The organism is Ensifer sp. 1H6, assembly GCF_001976035.1.
Taxonomy (GTDB): Bacteria; Pseudomonadota; Alphaproteobacteria; order Rhizobiales; family Rhizobiaceae; genus Ensifer; species Ensifer canadensis.
The window spans coordinates 181,752-198,263 of the sequence record NZ_MOAI01000004.1; the positions used below are offsets into that span (position 1 = coordinate 181,752).

Consider the following 16,512-nt stretch of genomic DNA (forward strand, 5'->3'; position numbering starts at 1 on the left):
TCCGGCGCGGGCCGAGCCCGCGCTCCAGAGACTTTCAAGGAAAAGTGCGAAGCGGCATCGATGAACGAAAACGCACCTTTTGTGCTTTTCCGGGACGACAGCGAAAATCGGACCACGGTTTTCACTGATCCGGAGCGCGTCGTCACGGCGCGGACCAAAGCCGAATTCCGCCGCGGCCTCGCCGAGCTTGAGCGTGCACATGCGGCCGGCAAATGGATTGCCGGCTTCATGGCATATGAGGCGGGCCATATCTTCGAAGAGAAGCTGAGCCCCTTTGCCGAGGAGGGGGGGCGCGAAACGCCGCTGATGTCCTTCGGCATCTTCGACGCACCGAGCGACGACCATCCGCTTGGCGAGCCGCAACGTCGGATGGAGAACGAGCCTTTCCTTGCCGAGCCGCGTGCCGCCTGGGATTTTCCCACCTATCGCGAGCGGTTCGACCGCCTGCATCAGCATCTGCGCCAGGGCGATTGTTATCAGGCGAACCTGACGATGCCGATCCGCGCCCGCTGGACGGGCGATCCGCGCGCCGCCTTCTGGTCACTGATCGAACGGCAACCGGTAAAATACGGCGCGCTCGTCGTGCTGGATGGTCCGATCCTCGTCTCGCGCTCGCCCGAGCTCTTCTTCCGGGTCGACGCTGACCGATGGATTGAGACGCATCCGATGAAGGGCACCGCAAAGCGCGGCGCGTCGGCTGAGGAGGACGCCGAGATCATTGCTGCCATGCGCACTGACGAGAAGACCCAGGCCGAAAACCGCATGATCGTCGACCTCTTGCGCAACGACATCTCGCGCATCACCGAGGTCGGAACGCTCGACGTCCCGAAACTGTTCGACATCGAGACCTATCCGACCGTTCACCAGATGGTCAGCCATGTCAGGGCCAAGCTGCGGCCGGATGTCGGCATCACCGATATTTTCGCCGCACTCTTTCCCTGCGGCTCGATCACCGGCGCGCCGAAGATGCGGGCGATGGAAATCCTGCACGATCTCGAAGACGGTCCGCGCGACGCCTATTGCGGCGCAATCGGCTTTATCGCGCCGAACGGCATCATGCGCTTCAGCGTGGCGATCCGCACCATCTCGCTGTTTGCCAATGGCGAGGCCGTCTTCAATGTCGCGGCGGCATCGTCTTTGATTCCGGCGCCCAGTCCGAATATGACGAATGCCTGCTCAAGGCGCGGTTTGCCATCGGCGATGCCGAGATCGCCCGATGACGGATTTTTCCCTGATCGAGACCCTGCGCTACGAACCCGATGTTGAATTCGTTCGCTTGAGGTTACATCTCGCCCGGTTGAAACGATCGGCACGAAGATTGGGATTTGCCGGCGCCGAGCGGGCGCAGGCGGAGCTGCAAGCCGCCGTCCAGGGTGCAACAGGCCCGCTACGGGTCCGCCTGACGCTTGACCGCAACGGCACCGTCGCCGTGACCACGGCAACTTTCACGCCCCTTGCAGAAGACACTGTCTGGCGCGTGCGTTTTGCTCAAACGCGGCTCTCTTCCGAAGACAAGCTGGTGCGGGTGAAGACCACCCGGCGCGACATCTACGAGACGGCACGCACTGAATACCCGGCAACCGAGGTCGACGAAGTTCTTCTCCTCAACGAAAAGGGCGAGGTCTGCGAGGGAACGATCACCTCAATCTTCCTCGACGATGGCAGCGGCACGCTGAAAACGCCGCCGATCGCCTGCGGGCTTCTGGCCGGCGTGCTCCGGACGGAACTCATCTGCCAGCGACGGGCGCGCGTCGCCCGCCTGTCGCTCGACGATCTGGCAAAAGCCGAGCTCTATGTCGGGAATTCGCTACGGGGCCTGATCCGGGCGAAGCTCTGGGTCTGAACCCGGCAAGGTGTACCGCTTTACCCGGTCGCGCCCGTCGCGCTTGGCGAGATAGAGCGCCTCGTCGGCGCGGGCATAAATGTCCTTGACGCCGTCGCCTTCCCGATACTCGGCCAGCCCCACCGAACAGGTGTAGTAGAACTCCGGGATACTCGCGAGCGGCCTGGCGCTGCGCACCTTGTCGAGCAAGCGGTCGAGGATCATGTTGCCTTCGCTGATCGTGGTGTCGGGCAGGATCAGCATGAACTCCTCGCCGCCGATGCGGCCGAAGCAATCGGAGCGGCGCACGAACTCCTGCATCTGGCGGGCGAAGTCGAGCAGAACCTCATCGCCCTGATGGTGGCCGTAGCGATCGTTGATCGCCTTGAAATAGTCGATGTCTATGATGGCGACGCAGCCCCACATATGCGGGTTCTGGGCGCAATTGGCGATGAATTCACCGAGCCGCCCCATGGTATAGCGCCGGTTGGGCACATTGGTGAGTTCATCGACCTGCGAGGCGCGCAGCGCGAAATCGCGATCCTGCCTTAGCGCGCGCTCCTCGACGCGAATGGTAGTGATGTCGACGGCGACGCACAGCATCCACCCCCTGGCATCGACCGTTTCCGTCATCCACAGCCAGCGGCCGTCATGCAGGTCGGTCTCCATCGCCCGAAACGGGATCTTGCCGCGCCGATTGATCGTTGAGGCTATCCAGGCATTGATGTCGCTGGTCGAGAGCACGGTTCCGCGACCGGCGGCATGGTTGCGCCGCATGATTTCCGCCCAGGTCGGCGCCTCGTCGGCCTCGATGAAATAGGCAGCGCGAAAGGCATCATTGGCAAATTGCAGCCGGTCGTGCTGATCGTAGAGCGCCATCAGCACGGGTGTTTGGGCCTGCAGGCCCATCAAGGTCTTTATATGGTCGCCGGTCACGTTCAGTCTGCGACGCCTCCAGGTCGGGGAAGGAAACAACAATCATGGCGCGTAGCGGATGATTGTATCAAAGCTATAGCACGAAGTCCTTGTGACAAGCTTCGGCCCATGCGAAACGAAAGGGAATATGGTTAAATCGCGAGAATGATCCGGTCATCCCGCATGAAACACACGCCCTACGACGGCTCCTCCAAGCCCTTTACGATCGGCCTCACGCAGCTCGATCCCGATCGCTGGATCGAGCCGGACGTCCAGCTGCAGCACTATCTCGACCAGAAAGCCCAGTTGCTCGCACAGTCCCGCGACGTGGTTTTTGCCGCCGACGACCGGACGCAGGACGCGCAGAGCGAACTGCTGCAGATCCTGTCCGACTATCTGCCGACACGGTATCCCGACATCTACTGTCGGCAGGACGAAACAATGATGGTCGGCGGGCGACGGGTGCCCTTGTCCGGCGACGACGCGCTTGTGCTAGCGGGCTCGCTCGTTCAGGACGACCTGGCGATCATGCAGCGCGACGACCGCGGCTGGCGCCTTGGCGCCGCCTACATCGCCTTCCCCTCGTCCTGGTCGCTCGCCGAAAAGTTCGGGCGCACCATGGACGAGATCCACGCCCCGGTCCCCGGCTTCGGAGACGGCACGCGCAACGCCGAACTCATCAGCCGCATGTTCGATAACCTGCCGCCTGGCCGCTTCGTCGAACGCTTCAACTGGGCCGTCAATGTCGACGGCTCCCTGCATCTGCCGAAGCCCAAATCGGAAGGGGTGTCGGCCGGCGCGATCGAGCTGACCGAAGAGCGCACCTTCATCCGCGTCGAGCGCCAGACGTTGCGCAAGTTGCCGCGAAGCGCGCGATCGTCTTCACAATCCGGATCTATTCCGATCCCCTGGCGCTGTTGCGACAGCGGGCGGATGCGGGAACTTTGGCCCTTTCCTTCATCGAGCAATTGCGCTCTCTCGACCTGCCGCAGGCGGCCTACAAGGGCCTCGTCAGCAAGCGGGACGCTCTCATTTCGGCCCTCATTTCCATCGCCGGTTAAACAATATCGCAGATCAGCGTTGACCCGGCGGCCCTTTATTGTGACAGCAAACTATGCTCTAGGCCTATCACACGGCGCGAGCCTCATTTTCAGACACTTTCAACACCGTCACTGGGAAAGTTTCCTCAGGAGTAAGACCAAAATGGCAGACACCACCTATCCGGTTTACGGCGAGATCACCGGCCCGATCGTCATGATCGGCTTCGGTTCGATCGGCCGCGGCACCTTGCCGTTGATCGAGCGCCACTTCAAATACGACAAGAACCGGTTGATCGTGGTCGAGCCGCGCGAGGATGCTGCCGACAACGAGATCTTCGAGCGTCATGGCGTCCGCCACGTTCGCGCCCATGTGACGAAGGACAACTATAAGGAGCTGCTGAAGCCGCTCCTGACCGAAGGCGAAGGCCAAGGCTTCTGCGTCAACCTGTCGGTCGATACCGGCTCGCTCGACCTGATCAAGATGTGCCGCAAGCTCGACGTTCTCTACATCGACACCGTCGTCGAACCGTGGCTCGGCTTCTACTTCGATGCCGAAATGGACAACGCCTCGCGCACCAACTATGCCCTGCGCGAAACCATGCGCAAGGAAAAGGAAAAGAACCCGGGCGGCACCACGGCCGTTTCGACCTGCGGCGCCAACCCGGGCATGGTCTCCTGGTTCGTCAAGCAGGGGCTCCTCAACCTCGCCAACGACCTTGGCGTGAAATACGACGAACCGCATCAGGACGACCGCGAAGGCTGGGCGAAGCTGATGAAGAAGGTCGGCGTCAAGGGCGTGCACATCGCCGAGCGCGACACCCAGCTGACCAAGAAGCCGAAGCCGCTCAACGTCTTCTGGAACACCTGGTCGGTCGAAGGCTTCATCTCCGAAGGTCTGCAGCCGGCTGAACTCGGCTGGGGCACCCACGAAAACTGGATGCCGAAGAACGCCAAGAAGCACAAGAAGGGCTGCAAGGCGGCCATCTATCTGGAGCAGCCGGGTGCCAACACCCGCGTGCGCACCTGGTGCCCGACGCCTGGCCCGCAATACGGCTTCCTCGTCACCCACAACGAGTCGATCTCGATCGCCGACTTCTTCACCGTCCGCGACAAGGACGGCGAAGTTACCTATCGCCCGACCTGCCACTACGCCTACCATCCGGCCAATGACGCCGTCCTTTCGCTGCACGAAATGTTCGGCAACGGCGGCAATTCGCAGCCAGTCCATCATGTTCTTGACGAGAAGGAACTCGTTGAAGGCGTCGACGAACTGGGCGTCCTGCTCTACGGCCATGACAAGAATGCCTACTGGTTCGGTTCGCGCCTGTCGCTGGAAGAGACCCGCCGCATCGCCCCCTACCAGAACGCCACCGGCATGCAGGTCACCTCTGCGGTGCTCGCGGGCATGGTCTGGGCGCTCGAAAACCCGAAGGCCGGCATCGTCGAAGCCGACGAGATGGACTACAAGCGCTGCCTCGAAGTGCAGCTGCCCTATCTCGCCCGGTCGAAGGACACTACACCGACTGGACCCCGCTCGACGGTCGCCCGGGCCTGTTCCCGGAAGACATCGACACCAAGGATCCCTGGCAGTTCAAGAACATCCTCGTTCGCTAAACCGCTGACATTGCGAAGCATCCGGCCCGGGGCATTTCTGCCCCGGGCTTTTTTTGTTCATATGGGAAAAGCCCGGCGCGCCGGCCCGACCACTCTTGCTTTCAACTCTTGATCGCGGCATGGTTCGGCGAAATGAAACGGACGCTCGGCACAAAGCGAGGGAAATCGCCAATGAAGCCATTCGCAATTCTGACCCTTCTCGCGACCGCCGCGACCCTGGCCTCCTGCCAGTCGTCGCCCCGGGAAGCCGGAGGGGCACCGCCCGCTCGCCAGGCAACGGGTGTCGAAGGCTCATGGACGGATCCGAACGGCATCGTTTCGACCTTTGCAGGCGGAACCTTCTCGACCCGCACCACCGACAGCAACCAGCTGCTGGCTTCCGGCAACTACGTGAAGCTCAGCCCGACACTCGTCGAGATCAACATGACCTCGCTGGTGCGCAACACCCAGTCCAAGGTCAATTGCGCGCTGGTCACACAGAGCCAGCTCAATTGCACCACCGATGCCGGCGCCCAGTTCTCGCTGGCGCGACGCGGCTGAGACAAGCTTCGAGCACGGATCAAAGCTCCCGCTAGGGGGCTTTTTTTGTGCATTCGTATGACTTAACCCTACTGCATGTTTCCCTAAATCGAAGCCGATTTAGGGGGAAAAACATGCAGCAATTCAAAGCGCTACAGCGACCTTTGCGCGCCTGAAAAGGCGCGCGGCGCTGTAGTTGCAGATCCGGCAACCGGAGGATGGTTTTAGTGCTTGAAGTCGCCCTGAAGTGATGAAAACATTCGCACCGGCAAAGCCACCCCGGCCGCGGGGACCGGACCCGCTTCGGCGGGTCTGAAAGCGGCCGGCAGACAACAGGCAAAACAGGAGAACATCATGATCAGACACATACGGACCGGCCTGATGACCGCGTCCATTCTTGCCCTCTCCTCGGGCGCAGCCTTCGCCGATTATGAACTGAACATCCTGCACATCAACGATCTCCACTCCCGTATCGAATCGATCAACAAGTTCGATTCGACCTGCTCGGCCGAAGAGGAAGGCAAGAACGAGTGCTTCGGTGGCGTCGCCCGCCTGAAGTCTCTGATCGACCAGAAACGCCAGGATCTGTCCGGCAAGAACGTCTTGCTGTTGAATGCCGGCGACAACTTCCAGGGTTCGCTGTTCTTCACCACCTACAAGGGTCTGGCCGAAGCCGAATTCCTCAACCTGATGAAGTTCGACGCGATGACGGTCGGCAACCATGAATTCGACGAGAGCGAAGATGGCCTTGTCGGCTTCCTCGATAAGATCGAGTTCCCCGTCGTCACCGCCAACGTATTGCCCAGTCACAAGTCGAAGATCGGTGACCGCATCAAGCCGTCGATCGTTCTCGAAGCCGGCGGCCAGAAGATCGGCATCGTCGCGCCGTCGCCAACGATACGCCCGAACTCTCCTCCCCCGGCCCGGACATCCTGATCGGTGACGACGTCGCCACCACGACTGCCGCGGTTGAAGAGCTGAAGAAGCAGGGCGTCGACAAGATCATCGCGCTCACCCATGTCGGCTACCCGCGTGACCTCGCCGCGATCGCAAAGATCCCCGATGTCGACGTCGTCGTCGGCGGCCACTCCCACAGCCTGCTGTCGAACACCGACGCAAAGGCCGAAGGCCCCTACCCGACGATGGTCGACAACCCCGGTGGCTACAAGGTTCCGGTCGTCCAGGCCGCCTCCTATAGCAAGTACCTCGGCGATCTCGTCGTCACCTTCGACGACAACGGCGTGGTGAAGGCTGCCAAGGGCGATCCGATCCTGGTCGATTCTTCCGTCAAGCCGGATCAGTCCGTTTTGACCCGCGTGGCCGAACTCGCCAAGCCGATCGAGGAGCTGCGCTCCAAGATCATCGGCAAGACCGAGGCCCCGATCGACGGTTCGCGTGACAATTGCCGGGCCAGGGAATGCGAAATGGGCAGCCTCGTTGCCGACGCCATGCTCGACCGCGTCAAGGGCCAGGGCGTGACGATCGCCATCACCAATGGCGGTGGCCTGCGCGCCTCCATCGATGCCGGCGACGTTTCGATGGGCGAAGCCATCACCGTGCTGCCGTTCCAGAACACGGTTGCGACCTTCCAGCTCAAGGGTGACGGCATCCGTGCCGCGCTTGAGAACGGCCTCAGCAAGCTTGAAGAACCCGGCGGCCGTTTCCCGCAGGTGGCCGGCATGAAATATTCCTTCGACAAGTCGAAGGAAGTGGGCAGCCGCGTCGTCTCGGTCGAGGTAAAGGAAGGCGAAGGCTTCGTGCCGCTCGATCCGGCAAAGACCTATTCGATCGTCACCAACAACTACATGCGCAATGGCGGCGACGGCTACGCAATCTTCAAGGACAAGGGTGAGAACGCCTACGACTACGGTCCGGGCCTCGAAACCGTTCTGGCCGACTATCTCGCCGCGCACCAGCCGTTCAAGCCCTACACGGATGGCCGCATCACCGAAGTCGCTGCAGCCGCCGGCGCCACGACTGCCGAACCGGCAACGGCAACGCAGCCTGCAGCCGACGCCGCCGCGAGCGCGACGGCCTCCGGTCCGCAGAAGCATGTCATCGCCAAGGGCGACACGCTTTGGGATCTCGCCAAGGCGTTCTACGGCGATGGTGCGCTCTGGGCAAAGATCTCCGCGGCCAACGGCAAGCCCGCTCCGCGCCACCTGCATGTCGGAACCGAACTGGAGATTCCGGCAAAGTAAGACAATTTGCCTCTCCTTCGAGAGCCGGCGCGGGCTTCCCCGCACCGGCTTTTCTTCTTAGAAGGACGTGACGAAAAGTGCATGCACCTGCTTATACGTGACCACGAGGACCGAGATGACCAACGCGCCCGCCGCGACCGCCCAAAGCGATCACCCGACCGTTAAATCCGGAAAGGTCGGCGTTCTGCTGGTCAATCTCGGCACGCCCGATGGCACCGACTACACCTCGATGCGCCGCTATCTCAAGGAGTTCCTCAGCGATCGCCGCGTCATCGAATGGTCGCGGTTGTTCTGGTATCCGATCCTCTACGGCATCGTGCTCAACACCCGCCCCGGCAAGGTCGGCAAGGCCTATGAAATGATCTGGAACAAGGATCTGAACGAAAGCTACCTGCGCACCTATACCCGCAACCAGGCGACCTTGATGGCGGAAGCCTTCGCCAATCAGCCGCACATCGTCGTCGATTGGGGCATGCGCTACGGCCAGCCGTCGATCGCCTCGCGCATGGAAGCCCTGCAGAAGGCCGGATGCGAACGCATCCTCTTGTTCCCGCTCTATCCGCAATACGCCGCGGCAACGACAGCCACCGTCAACGACAAGGCATTCGAAGCCCTGCTCAAGATGCGCTGGCAGCCGGCGCTGCGCACCGTTCCGCCCTATCATGACGATCCCGTCTATATCGACGCGCTGGCAACTTCGATCACGCGGCATCTGGCGACACTCGACTGGGAGCCGGAAGTGGTGCTCACCTCCTTCCACGGCATCCCGAAGAGTTACTTCGAAAAGGGCGATCCCTACTATTGCCAGTGCCAGAAGACCGCGCGTCTGCTGCGCGAAAAGCTCGGGTGGTCCAAGGACAAGCTGCAGGTAACCTTCCAGTCCCGCTTCGGGCCGGAAGAATGGCTGCAGCCCTATACCGACAAGACGGTCGAGAAGCTGGCGCAGGACGGCGTCAAGCGCATCGCCGTGATCAACCCAGGCTTCGTTTCCGACTGTCTGGAAACGCTCGAGGAGATCGCCGAGCAGGCGGCCGAGAGCTTCCATCACAATGGCGGCGAAAAGTTTGCACATATCCCCTGTCTCAACGACAGTGCCGAGGGCATGATGGTTCTCGAGCATGTCGTGCGCCGGGAGCTAAGCGGCTGGCTTTGAAGCCGAAATCTGCGACGACCGCTTGAAATAGACTGACCGATGCCCACGTCTGGGTTAGAGTGTCACTTCAAACTGGGGTTGTGATCATGGGGGACGTGTCTTTGGGCGGATTTGATATTGCGGTCATCGCATTGGTGGTCTTGGTGATCTTTGTGATCATCACCATGGTCAAGACGGTGCCGCAGGGCTATCGCTATACGGTGGAGCGCTTCGGCCGCTACACCAAGACGATGGAACCGGGTCTCAACATCATCATTCCGTTCATCGACCGGATCGGCGCCAGGATGAACGTGATGGAGCAGGTCCTCGACGTTCCGACCCAGGAAGTCATCACCAAGGACAACGCCAGCGTGTCGGCCGATGCCGTCGCGTTCTACCAGGTGCTCAACGCCGCCCAGGCTGCCTACCAGGTGTCCGATCTTCAAAACGCCATTCTCAACCTGACCATGACCAACATCCGCTCGGTCATGGGGTCGATGGACCTCGACGAACTTTTGTCGAACCGCGACACCATCAACGACAAGCTGTTGCGCGTGGTCGATGACGCCGCCAACCCCTGGGGCATCAAGATCACCCGCGTCGAACTCAAGGACATCGCACCGCCGAAGGATCTCGTCGACGCCATGGCTCGGCAGATGAAGGCCGAGCGCGAGAAGCGCGCCCAGGTGCTGGAAGCGGAAGGGTCGAGAAACGCGCAGATCCTGCGTGCCGAAGGTGCCAAGCAGTCGGCCATCCTGCAGGCCGAAGGCCAGCGCGAGGCCGCCTTCCGCGACGCCGAGGCGCGCGAACGTCTGGCCGAGGCCGAGGCCAAAGCGACACAGATGGTGTCGGCGGCGATCGCTGCCGGTGACGTCCAGGCGATCAACTACTTCGTCGCCCAGAAATACACCGAAGCGCTTGCTGCGATCGGCACTGCCAACAACCAGAAGATCATACTGATGCCTATGGAAGCGTCCGCGCTGATCGGCTCGCTCGGCGGCATTGGCGCAATTGCCAGGGAAGTGTTCGGCGACAACCAGGCGCCAGCCCCCCGGCAGCGCCAATCGACGACACCGCGCACCGGCCCGGCGTCCGATCCGTTTGAACCTCAGGGACAATAGGCGATGGTCCAGCGCATCATCCTTGAACTCGGCCCCTGGAGCTGGTGGGTTCTCGGTCTTGCACTGCTGGCGGCCGAAGTCGTCGCACCCGGCGTTTTCCTCGTCTGGATCGCCATTGCCGCGCTCATCACCGGCGTTCTGTCGCTTTTGCTGTGGGACACTGTCGTCTGGGGCTGGCAGGTTCAGTTCGTCGTCTTCGCGCTTCTGTCCATCGTCGCCGTTCTCCTTGGGCGGCACTTCATCTCCTCGTCTTCCAGGGAGACGGACGAACCGCTGCTCAACCAACGGGCCCAAAGCCTCGTCGGCCGAACCGCCGTGCTTGAAAAGCCGATTGCCGAGGGCCACGGCCGCGTGCGTCTGGACGATACGATCTGGATCGTCGAGGGGCCCGATCTGCCCGCCGGTACGCGCGTTCGCATCGTTGCCAGCCACGGGCGCAACCTGACGGTCGAGAGCGCCTAAAGCGCCGCGACCGTTCAGATGCGCGTGCTGCGCTTTAAGCTCTTGTTTTTGCGCATGTCGTTAACGCGTTTTTGCCGTTTGGAAACGATTGGTTAACCACGCGGCTTTACGATTGCGAAAGGATTGCAATCAGGCTCGCGGACAAACGGCAGATGGTGCCAGACAACACTCGCTCGATCGGAAGAGACGCGCGGCGTTTGACGCTGGTGGCGTTGCTGCTGGCCGGCACCGCGATGGCCGCTCCGCTTTCGGCGCATGCCCAAACGGTGACGAACGCCGCCGTGCCGACGACCCCTGGCATCGTTGCCCCCGGCACAGCAACCGCAGCACCGGCGATCGCCGATCCGCAAACGACGGGCGCCGTCAGCACCGACGATCTGTCTCCGGCCTCGGACGAAGACCTCATCCGTCTCAACCGCCGCGAACCAACGATCGATGGATTGCGGACGCGAATAGAGCCGGAAGACGACCGCGCACCCGGCGTTCGCATCGGCACATTCACGCTGCGGCCGGAAATCGGCGAGACGATCAACCATGAATGGCGCAACAACGGCAACAACAACAAGCAGAACCGCGGTTATCTGGAAACCGGCATCCGCGGCACCCTGACGTCGGATTGGTCCCGCCACGAACTGACGGTTATCGGCGCTGGCGTGTTGCAGAACAACATCTCCGGCGAGGGCGAGGAAGAGCCTCGCGCTGACATCGACGCGGAACTGCGCCTCGATCTCTCAGATGAAACCGTTGCGCGTCTTCGGGCAGGCTACAGCTTCGACCGTGAGGACGCCGACGATCCGAACGCGATCTCGAATGCCAAGACACAATCGGGCGTCAACACCTATCGGCTCGGCGCTGCCATCGAGCGCGACTTCGGCCTCATCCGCGGATCGGTCGGGCTCGAATTCGAACGGCAGACCTATGGCGACGTCGAGCTGGAAAACGGCACGACGATGTCGGTCGAAGACCGAAACCGCAACAACGGAACCCTGACGGCGCGCGTCGGCTATGAAATGTCACCGGCACTGATCCCGTTCATCGAGGCCGCGGTCGGCGGGTCGATCTACGATCTTCGCCAGGACACGCTCGGCTTCGAGCGCTCCTACCAGAGCTACGCGACACGTGGCGGTCTGGAGGTCGACCTTGGCGAGAAGCTCTACGGCGAGATCGCCCTTGGCTACGAGACCTATCGTTTCGAAGATGACCGGCTCAGCGACGTCAGCGGCCTGTCCGTCGACGGCCGCCTCAACTGGTCGCCGCAACGCGGTACGGATGTGCTCTTCGGGCTATCGACCGGTCTCGACCCGTCGACGACAGCGGGCGTTTCCGGATCGATGGACTATGCCTTGACCAACATCATCACCCACGAGATGCGCTCCGATCTGGTTGCACGACTGTCCAACACCCTGATCATCCGCAAATATCCGTCAGACTCCAGTTCCCTCGACGAGACAACCTGGCGCACCGGCGCAGGCCTCACCTGGGATATGAACCGTTACCTCGCACTAATCGGCGATGTCAGCTATGAGCGCACCACGCCCGACGTCGGCGATACGACCGACATCACCCGCGTCGGCGTCGGTCTTGTGCTGCGGCGTTGAGTAAAAGCAGAGAGGCCGCCATGCATAAAGGCCGGGCGGCAATGCGCATTTCCACACAAAGAAAAAGGCCGCGCCCGTGGGGGACGCGGCCTTTTCGTTTCGGTTGAACCGGGATTACTTCAAGCTGCTCAAAAGCGCCTTCAGCGGGCCCTCCACGATCGGGCGGATATCGGCGCGCTCCAGCGCGAAGGCGACGTTGGCGAGGATGAAGCCATCCTTGGCGCCACAGTCGTAGGTCTCGCCGCGGAAATGATAGGCGGCGAACTGCTGGACCTCCGAAAGCTTCAGCATCCCGTCGGTCAACTGGATCTCGTTGCCGGCGCCACGCTCCTGTTTCTCCAGGATCGGGAAGATTTCCGGCTGCAGGATGTAGCGGCCGTTGATGAAGAAGTTCGACGGCGCCGTTCCCGGTGCGGGCTTCTCGACCATCTTGGTGATCTTGAAGCCGTCGCCGACCTTGTCGCCGACACCGACGATCCCGTATTTGTGGGCCTGGTCCGGTGCGCATTCCTCGACTGCTATGACGTTGCCGCCGCTCTGTTCGTAGAGCTCGACCATGCCCTTCAGGCAGCCCTTCTCGCCCTTCATGATCATGTCGGGCAGCAACAGCGCGAAAGGCTCGTTGCCGACCAGCTCGCGGGCGCACCACACGGCATGGCCAAGGCCGAGCGGCGCCTGCTGGCGGGTGAAGCTCGTCGTGCCGGCCTTCGGCAGAATGGTGTCGAGAAGCTCGATCTCGATCTTCTTGTTGCGCTCGCGCAGGGTCTGGTCGAGTTCGACCTGGATATCGAAATAGTCCTCGATCACGGCCTTGCTGCGGCCGGTGACAAAGATCAGGTGCTCGATACCAGCTTCCATCGCCTCGTCGACCACATATTGAATGACCGGCTTGTCCACCACCGTCAGCATTTCCTTCGGCACGGCCTTGGTGGCCGGCAGGAAACGCGTGCCCAGACCAGCGACCGGGAACACGGCTTTGCGGACTTTACGCTTGTCGGTCATCGGTACCTCCTTCATTCGGATTTCAATCCTGAGTGTTGCTGTTAAAATCCTTAAATCAAAATCAATTTAAGGAATCGTGCAGCGCTTTGCAGTGCGGCGGCAATCTCTACGCAACGATGTGAACGCACGCTGAACCGGGACGAAAAAAATGCAGATACGGACGGTACTCGCATTTTCTTCCACGGAAGACGCAATGGCCTTTTCATGGTAAAGGGTTTGTTGACCACGTTTCTGTAGATTCGCCTTAATCCGGCGCTGCATCGACTGCGGCCGGATCCGAGAACAGGAACCGCCGGCGGTCGCCGAACCGCAAGGCTGGCTCCAGACTGCCACCATGCGGAAATGTCCCGGCTATGACGGCTGAGGCTCCGCAGAGAAACGGAACCGACAGCTGATGATCAGAAACCGCAGGACGTTTTTCCGTCATATCGCAGCCGCCTTCGTCCTATCCGCCGTCGCGCTTGGCACCTCCCCCGCGCGCGCCGATGCCGGATTCCAGAATTGGATCAACAACTTCTATGCCACGGCTGCAAAGAGCGGCATCACCCAGGCGACCTATCGCAAGGCCTTTGCCGGCGTGAAGACACCCGACGCCACCGTGATCGAAAAGGCCAATTACCAGCCTGAGTTCAAGCACAAGATCTGGGAATACATCGATTCCCGCGTCAACCCCTACACCAAGCGCGTCGGCCAGGAGATGGCCGCCAAGCACGCCCGCACGCTGAATTCGATCGAAAAGCACTTCGGCGTCGACAAGACGATCCTGCTGGCGATCTGGTCGATGGAATCGAACTACGGCGCCGTTCTCGAAAAGGACGACCGCCTGCACTACGTGCCGCGGGCGCTCGCAACCCTTGCCTATGCCGATCCCAAGCGCGCGAAATTCGCCAAGACCCAGCTGATTGCCGCACTCAAGATCCTGCAGAGCGGCGACATCACCCCGCGCGAACTGACCGGCTCCTGGGCCGGCGCCATGGGACACACGCAATTCATCCCGACCAGCTATCTGCTCTACGCGGTCGACGCTGATGGTAACGGCCATCGTGACATCTGGAATTCGGTGCCCGACGCGCTTGCGACCGCCGCCAACCTTTTGAAGAAGAACGGCTGGCAAGCGGGCGAGACCTGGGGCTACGAAGTCGCACCACCGGCCAACGCCGCGAAATATTCCGGACAGACGAAGACGCTTGCCCAGTGGGCAGCACTCGGTTTCCTCCGCCCGAACGGCAAGGGCTTCCGCAACGGCAATTCGCGGGCCGAACTGAAGCTGCCGAGCGGCGGTAACGGTCCAGGCTTCCTGATGACCAAGAACTTCTTCGTCATCAAGCGCTACAACGCGTCGGACAGTTACGCGCTCGGCGTCGGTCTTCTTGCCGACCAGATCGCCGGTTATGCCGGAATGCAGCAGCGCTGGCCGCGACCGGACGGTTCGCTCGATATCAGCGAGAAGTTCGAATTGCAGAACCGCCTGAAGGAACTGGGTTATTACAGCGGCGAAGTCGACGGCAATTTCGGATCCGGCTCCAAGGCTGCGATCCAGGAGTTCCAATCGAAGAACGGCCTGGCGCCGGACGGCGAGCCGACACAACATCTGCTGCGCGCCCTGCGCAACTGACGCGCACGCCCGAAACGCGACGGCGGCCTTGCGGCCGCCGTCCGTTCGATGGATGATCAGATATGCATGCGAAAACCAAGGCCCGGATGACAGGGGGCGCAATGCCCTGGAGGACGGCGACGATGATCATCGCCGCAGCCGCGATGCTGTTCGTCGGCTTTGCCGCAAGTTATGCGGAAGCCCAGCAGAGGGTGCAGCGACGCAATCTCTTCCAGATGCTGTTCGGCGGCCTCACGCGCGAACGCCGCGTAATCGACGAGCGGTACGAGTTTCCGCAACAGCCGCGCCCGAGGCGCGCCCGCCAAAGCCAAACCCCGCAACGACAGAAGGCTCCGGGCCAGCAAAAGGCAAAGCCCGCCATTGCCGATGCGGCGCCGGTGCCGCAGCCGGTTGAAAAGGCGCCGGACTCCAAGAAGGTTCTGGTCGTCGGCGACTTCATGGCCGGCAGCCTCGGCGATGGCCTGAAGACCGCATTCGAGATGACGCCCGGCATCACCATCGAGACGCGCGCAAGCGGCTCGTCCGGGCTGGTGCGCGAGGACTATTTCAACTGGCCGGTGACGCTGCCGAGCTATGTGGGCGAGATCAAGCCTTCCGTCATCATCATCAGCCTCGGCGCCAACGATCGTCAGCAGATGCAGATCGGCAGCACCAAGGAAAAGTACCGCACCGATCTTTGGACCGAGGAATACCGCAAACGTGTCCATGCGCTAGCAGAGTTGGCACACAAGGAAAAACTGCCGGTCCTGTGGGTCGGCATGCCGCCGTTCCAGTCCGCCGCGATGACCGCCGACATGGTGACGTTCAACGGCATCTACCGCGAGGAAGTCGAAAAGGTCGGTGGCCAGTTCGTCGACATTTGGGACGGTTTCGTCGACGAAGGCGGCAAGTTCGTGCTGACCGGCTCCGACATCAACGGCCAGCAGGTTCGATTGCGCGGCGCCGACGGGATCAACCTGACCAAAGCCGGTAAACGCAAGCTCGCCTTCTACGTGGAAAAGGACATTCGCCGCCTGCTCGGGGATGCCGCGGCGACCGACAAGGACGTGCCGGGCGCCGATGGGCTGAAGGACCTTGTGGTTACCGCGCCGCTTGCCAACGAGGACATCGTCAAGACGCAGCCGATCGGCCTCACCGATCCGGATCTCGACGGCGCTGCAGCACTGCTCGGCGATGCCGCACCCAACAAGGGCACAGGCAAGAGCCCGCGCGACCGACTGGTCGACAAGGGGGATGTTGCCGCGGCACCTGCCGGCCGTGTCGACGATTTCCGCCTCGCCAAGCCTAGTACGGTCATCAGCAATCCGGTGATCCGGAACTAACACTTTTTCGAGCGGCTGCGTGCGACAACCATCGTCACGGCGATCGCTTCGCCTAGAGCGTTTCCGATTTGGACGGAAGCGCACAGATGCTCTATCTCTTTGTTTTTACGCATTTCCTGACGGAAAGCCGCTTCGCACTTTTCCTGGAA

General features: G+C 61.6%; 10 protein-coding genes and 4 pseudogenes. 12 read left to right on the forward strand and 2 right to left on the reverse strand.

Annotation, left to right across the window (positions count from 1 at the left end; translation table 11 throughout):
• Positions 1 to 60 precede the first annotated feature (60 nt).
• Together BKP54_RS06850 and BKP54_RS06855 are read left to right on the forward strand one after the other, a co-directional pair.
• Positions 61 to 1,220: pseudogene (locus tag BKP54_RS06850) on the forward strand (aminodeoxychorismate synthase component I).
• Complete coding sequence (locus BKP54_RS06855) at positions 1,217 to 1,843, forward strand: aminotransferase class IV family protein (protein ID WP_057221578.1); 627 nt, start codon at positions 1,217 to 1,219, stop codon at positions 1,841 to 1,843. The pseudogene BKP54_RS06850 and the gene BKP54_RS06855 overlap by 4 nt, the downstream one beginning before the upstream one ends.
• Here the strand turns inward: BKP54_RS06855 and BKP54_RS06860 are convergent.
• On the reverse strand, positions 1,808 to 2,758 hold the full coding sequence (locus tag BKP54_RS06860) for a GGDEF domain-containing protein (protein WP_025424802.1): 951 nt from the start codon (positions 2,756 to 2,758) through the stop codon (positions 1,808 to 1,810). The two genes, BKP54_RS06855 and BKP54_RS06860, sit on opposite strands and share 36 nt — an antisense overlap.
• A gap of 162 nt (positions 2,759 to 2,920) precedes the next feature.
• On the opposite strand from BKP54_RS06860, the pseudogene BKP54_RS06865 reads away from it, so the two are divergent.
• The 8 genes and pseudogenes from BKP54_RS06865 to BKP54_RS06900 all read left to right on the forward strand — a co-directional run.
• Positions 2,921 to 3,547: pseudogene (locus tag BKP54_RS06865) on the forward strand (DUF3445 domain-containing protein); the annotation flags it as partial.
• 393 nt (positions 3,548 to 3,940) lie between these two features.
• Positions 3,941 to 5,391: pseudogene (locus tag BKP54_RS06870) on the forward strand (homospermidine synthase).
• Positions 5,392 to 5,562: 171 nt separating this feature from the next.
• Entirely contained in the window at positions 5,563 to 5,931 is a 369-nt protein-coding gene (omp10, locus tag BKP54_RS06875; protein WP_025424805.1) for an outer membrane lipoprotein Omp10, read from the forward strand.
• 333 nt (positions 5,932 to 6,264) lie between these two features.
• Positions 6,265 to 8,111: pseudogene (locus tag BKP54_RS06880) on the forward strand (5'-nucleotidase C-terminal domain-containing protein).
• Positions 8,112 to 8,226: 115 nt separating this feature from the next.
• Positions 8,227 to 9,264: a ferrochelatase gene (hemH, locus tag BKP54_RS06885; RefSeq protein ID WP_025424807.1), complete on the forward strand. Its 1,038-nt coding sequence runs from the start codon at positions 8,227 to 8,229 to the stop codon at positions 9,262 to 9,264.
• 101 nt (positions 9,265 to 9,365) lie between these two features.
• On the forward strand, positions 9,366 to 10,364 hold the full coding sequence (locus BKP54_RS06890) for an SPFH domain-containing protein (RefSeq protein WP_025424808.1): 999 nt from the start codon (positions 9,366 to 9,368) through the stop codon (positions 10,362 to 10,364).
• Positions 10,365 to 10,367: 3 nt separating this feature from the next.
• Positions 10,368 to 10,826 (forward strand): NfeD family protein, encoded by a 459-nt coding sequence (locus BKP54_RS06895; protein WP_025424809.1) that lies wholly within the window; start codon positions 10,368 to 10,370, stop codon positions 10,824 to 10,826.
• A 152-nt stretch (positions 10,827 to 10,978) separates the two neighbouring features.
• Positions 10,979 to 12,424, forward strand: coding sequence for an outer membrane beta-barrel protein (locus BKP54_RS06900; RefSeq protein WP_025424810.1), 1,446 nt, complete (start codon positions 10,979 to 10,981; stop codon positions 12,422 to 12,424).
• Between the two features lie 114 nt (positions 12,425 to 12,538).
• Here BKP54_RS06900 and galU read toward each other — a convergent pair whose 3' ends face one another.
• Positions 12,539 to 13,426: a UTP--glucose-1-phosphate uridylyltransferase GalU gene (gene galU, locus BKP54_RS06905; RefSeq protein WP_025424811.1), complete on the reverse strand. Its 888-nt coding sequence runs from the start codon at positions 13,424 to 13,426 to the stop codon at positions 12,539 to 12,541.
• A gap of 394 nt (positions 13,427 to 13,820) precedes the next feature.
• Between galU and BKP54_RS06910 the strand changes: the two genes are divergently transcribed.
• Both BKP54_RS06910 and BKP54_RS06915 read left to right on the forward strand, forming a co-directional pair.
• Entirely contained in the window at positions 13,821 to 15,041 is a 1,221-nt protein-coding gene (locus tag BKP54_RS06910) for a lytic murein transglycosylase (protein ID WP_025424812.1), read from the forward strand.
• A gap of 101 nt (positions 15,042 to 15,142) precedes the next feature.
• Positions 15,143 to 16,363, forward strand: a complete 1,221-nt coding sequence (locus BKP54_RS06915) for a DUF459 domain-containing protein (RefSeq protein ID WP_234907903.1) — start codon at positions 15,143 to 15,145, stop codon at positions 16,361 to 16,363.
• Positions 16,364 to 16,512 lie beyond the last annotated feature (149 nt).

Bases quoted from the DNA above. Each gene is read 5' to 3' on its own strand.
- BKP54_RS06855 (WP_057221578.1), top strand. From the start codon at position 1,217: ATGACGGATTTTTCCCTGATCGAGACCCTGCGCTACGAACCCGATGTT.
- omp10 (WP_025424805.1), top strand. From the start codon at position 5,563: ATGAAGCCATTCGCAATTCTGACCCTTCTCGCGACCGCCGCGACCCTG.
- hemH (WP_025424807.1), top strand. From the start codon at position 8,227: ATGACCAACGCGCCCGCCGCGACCGCCCAAAGCGATCACCCGACCGTT.
- BKP54_RS06895 (WP_025424809.1), top strand. From the start codon at position 10,368: ATGGTCCAGCGCATCATCCTTGAACTCGGCCCCTGGAGCTGGTGGGTT.
- BKP54_RS06900 (WP_025424810.1), top strand. From the start codon at position 10,979: ATGGTGCCAGACAACACTCGCTCGATCGGAAGAGACGCGCGGCGTTTG.
- galU (WP_025424811.1), bottom strand. From the start codon at position 13,426: ATGACCGACAAGCGTAAAGTCCGCAAAGCCGTGTTCCCGGTCGCTGGT.
- BKP54_RS06910 (WP_025424812.1), top strand. From the start codon at position 13,821: ATGATCAGAAACCGCAGGACGTTTTTCCGTCATATCGCAGCCGCCTTC.
- BKP54_RS06915 (WP_234907903.1), top strand. From the start codon at position 15,143: ATGCCCTGGAGGACGGCGACGATGATCATCGCCGCAGCCGCGATGCTG.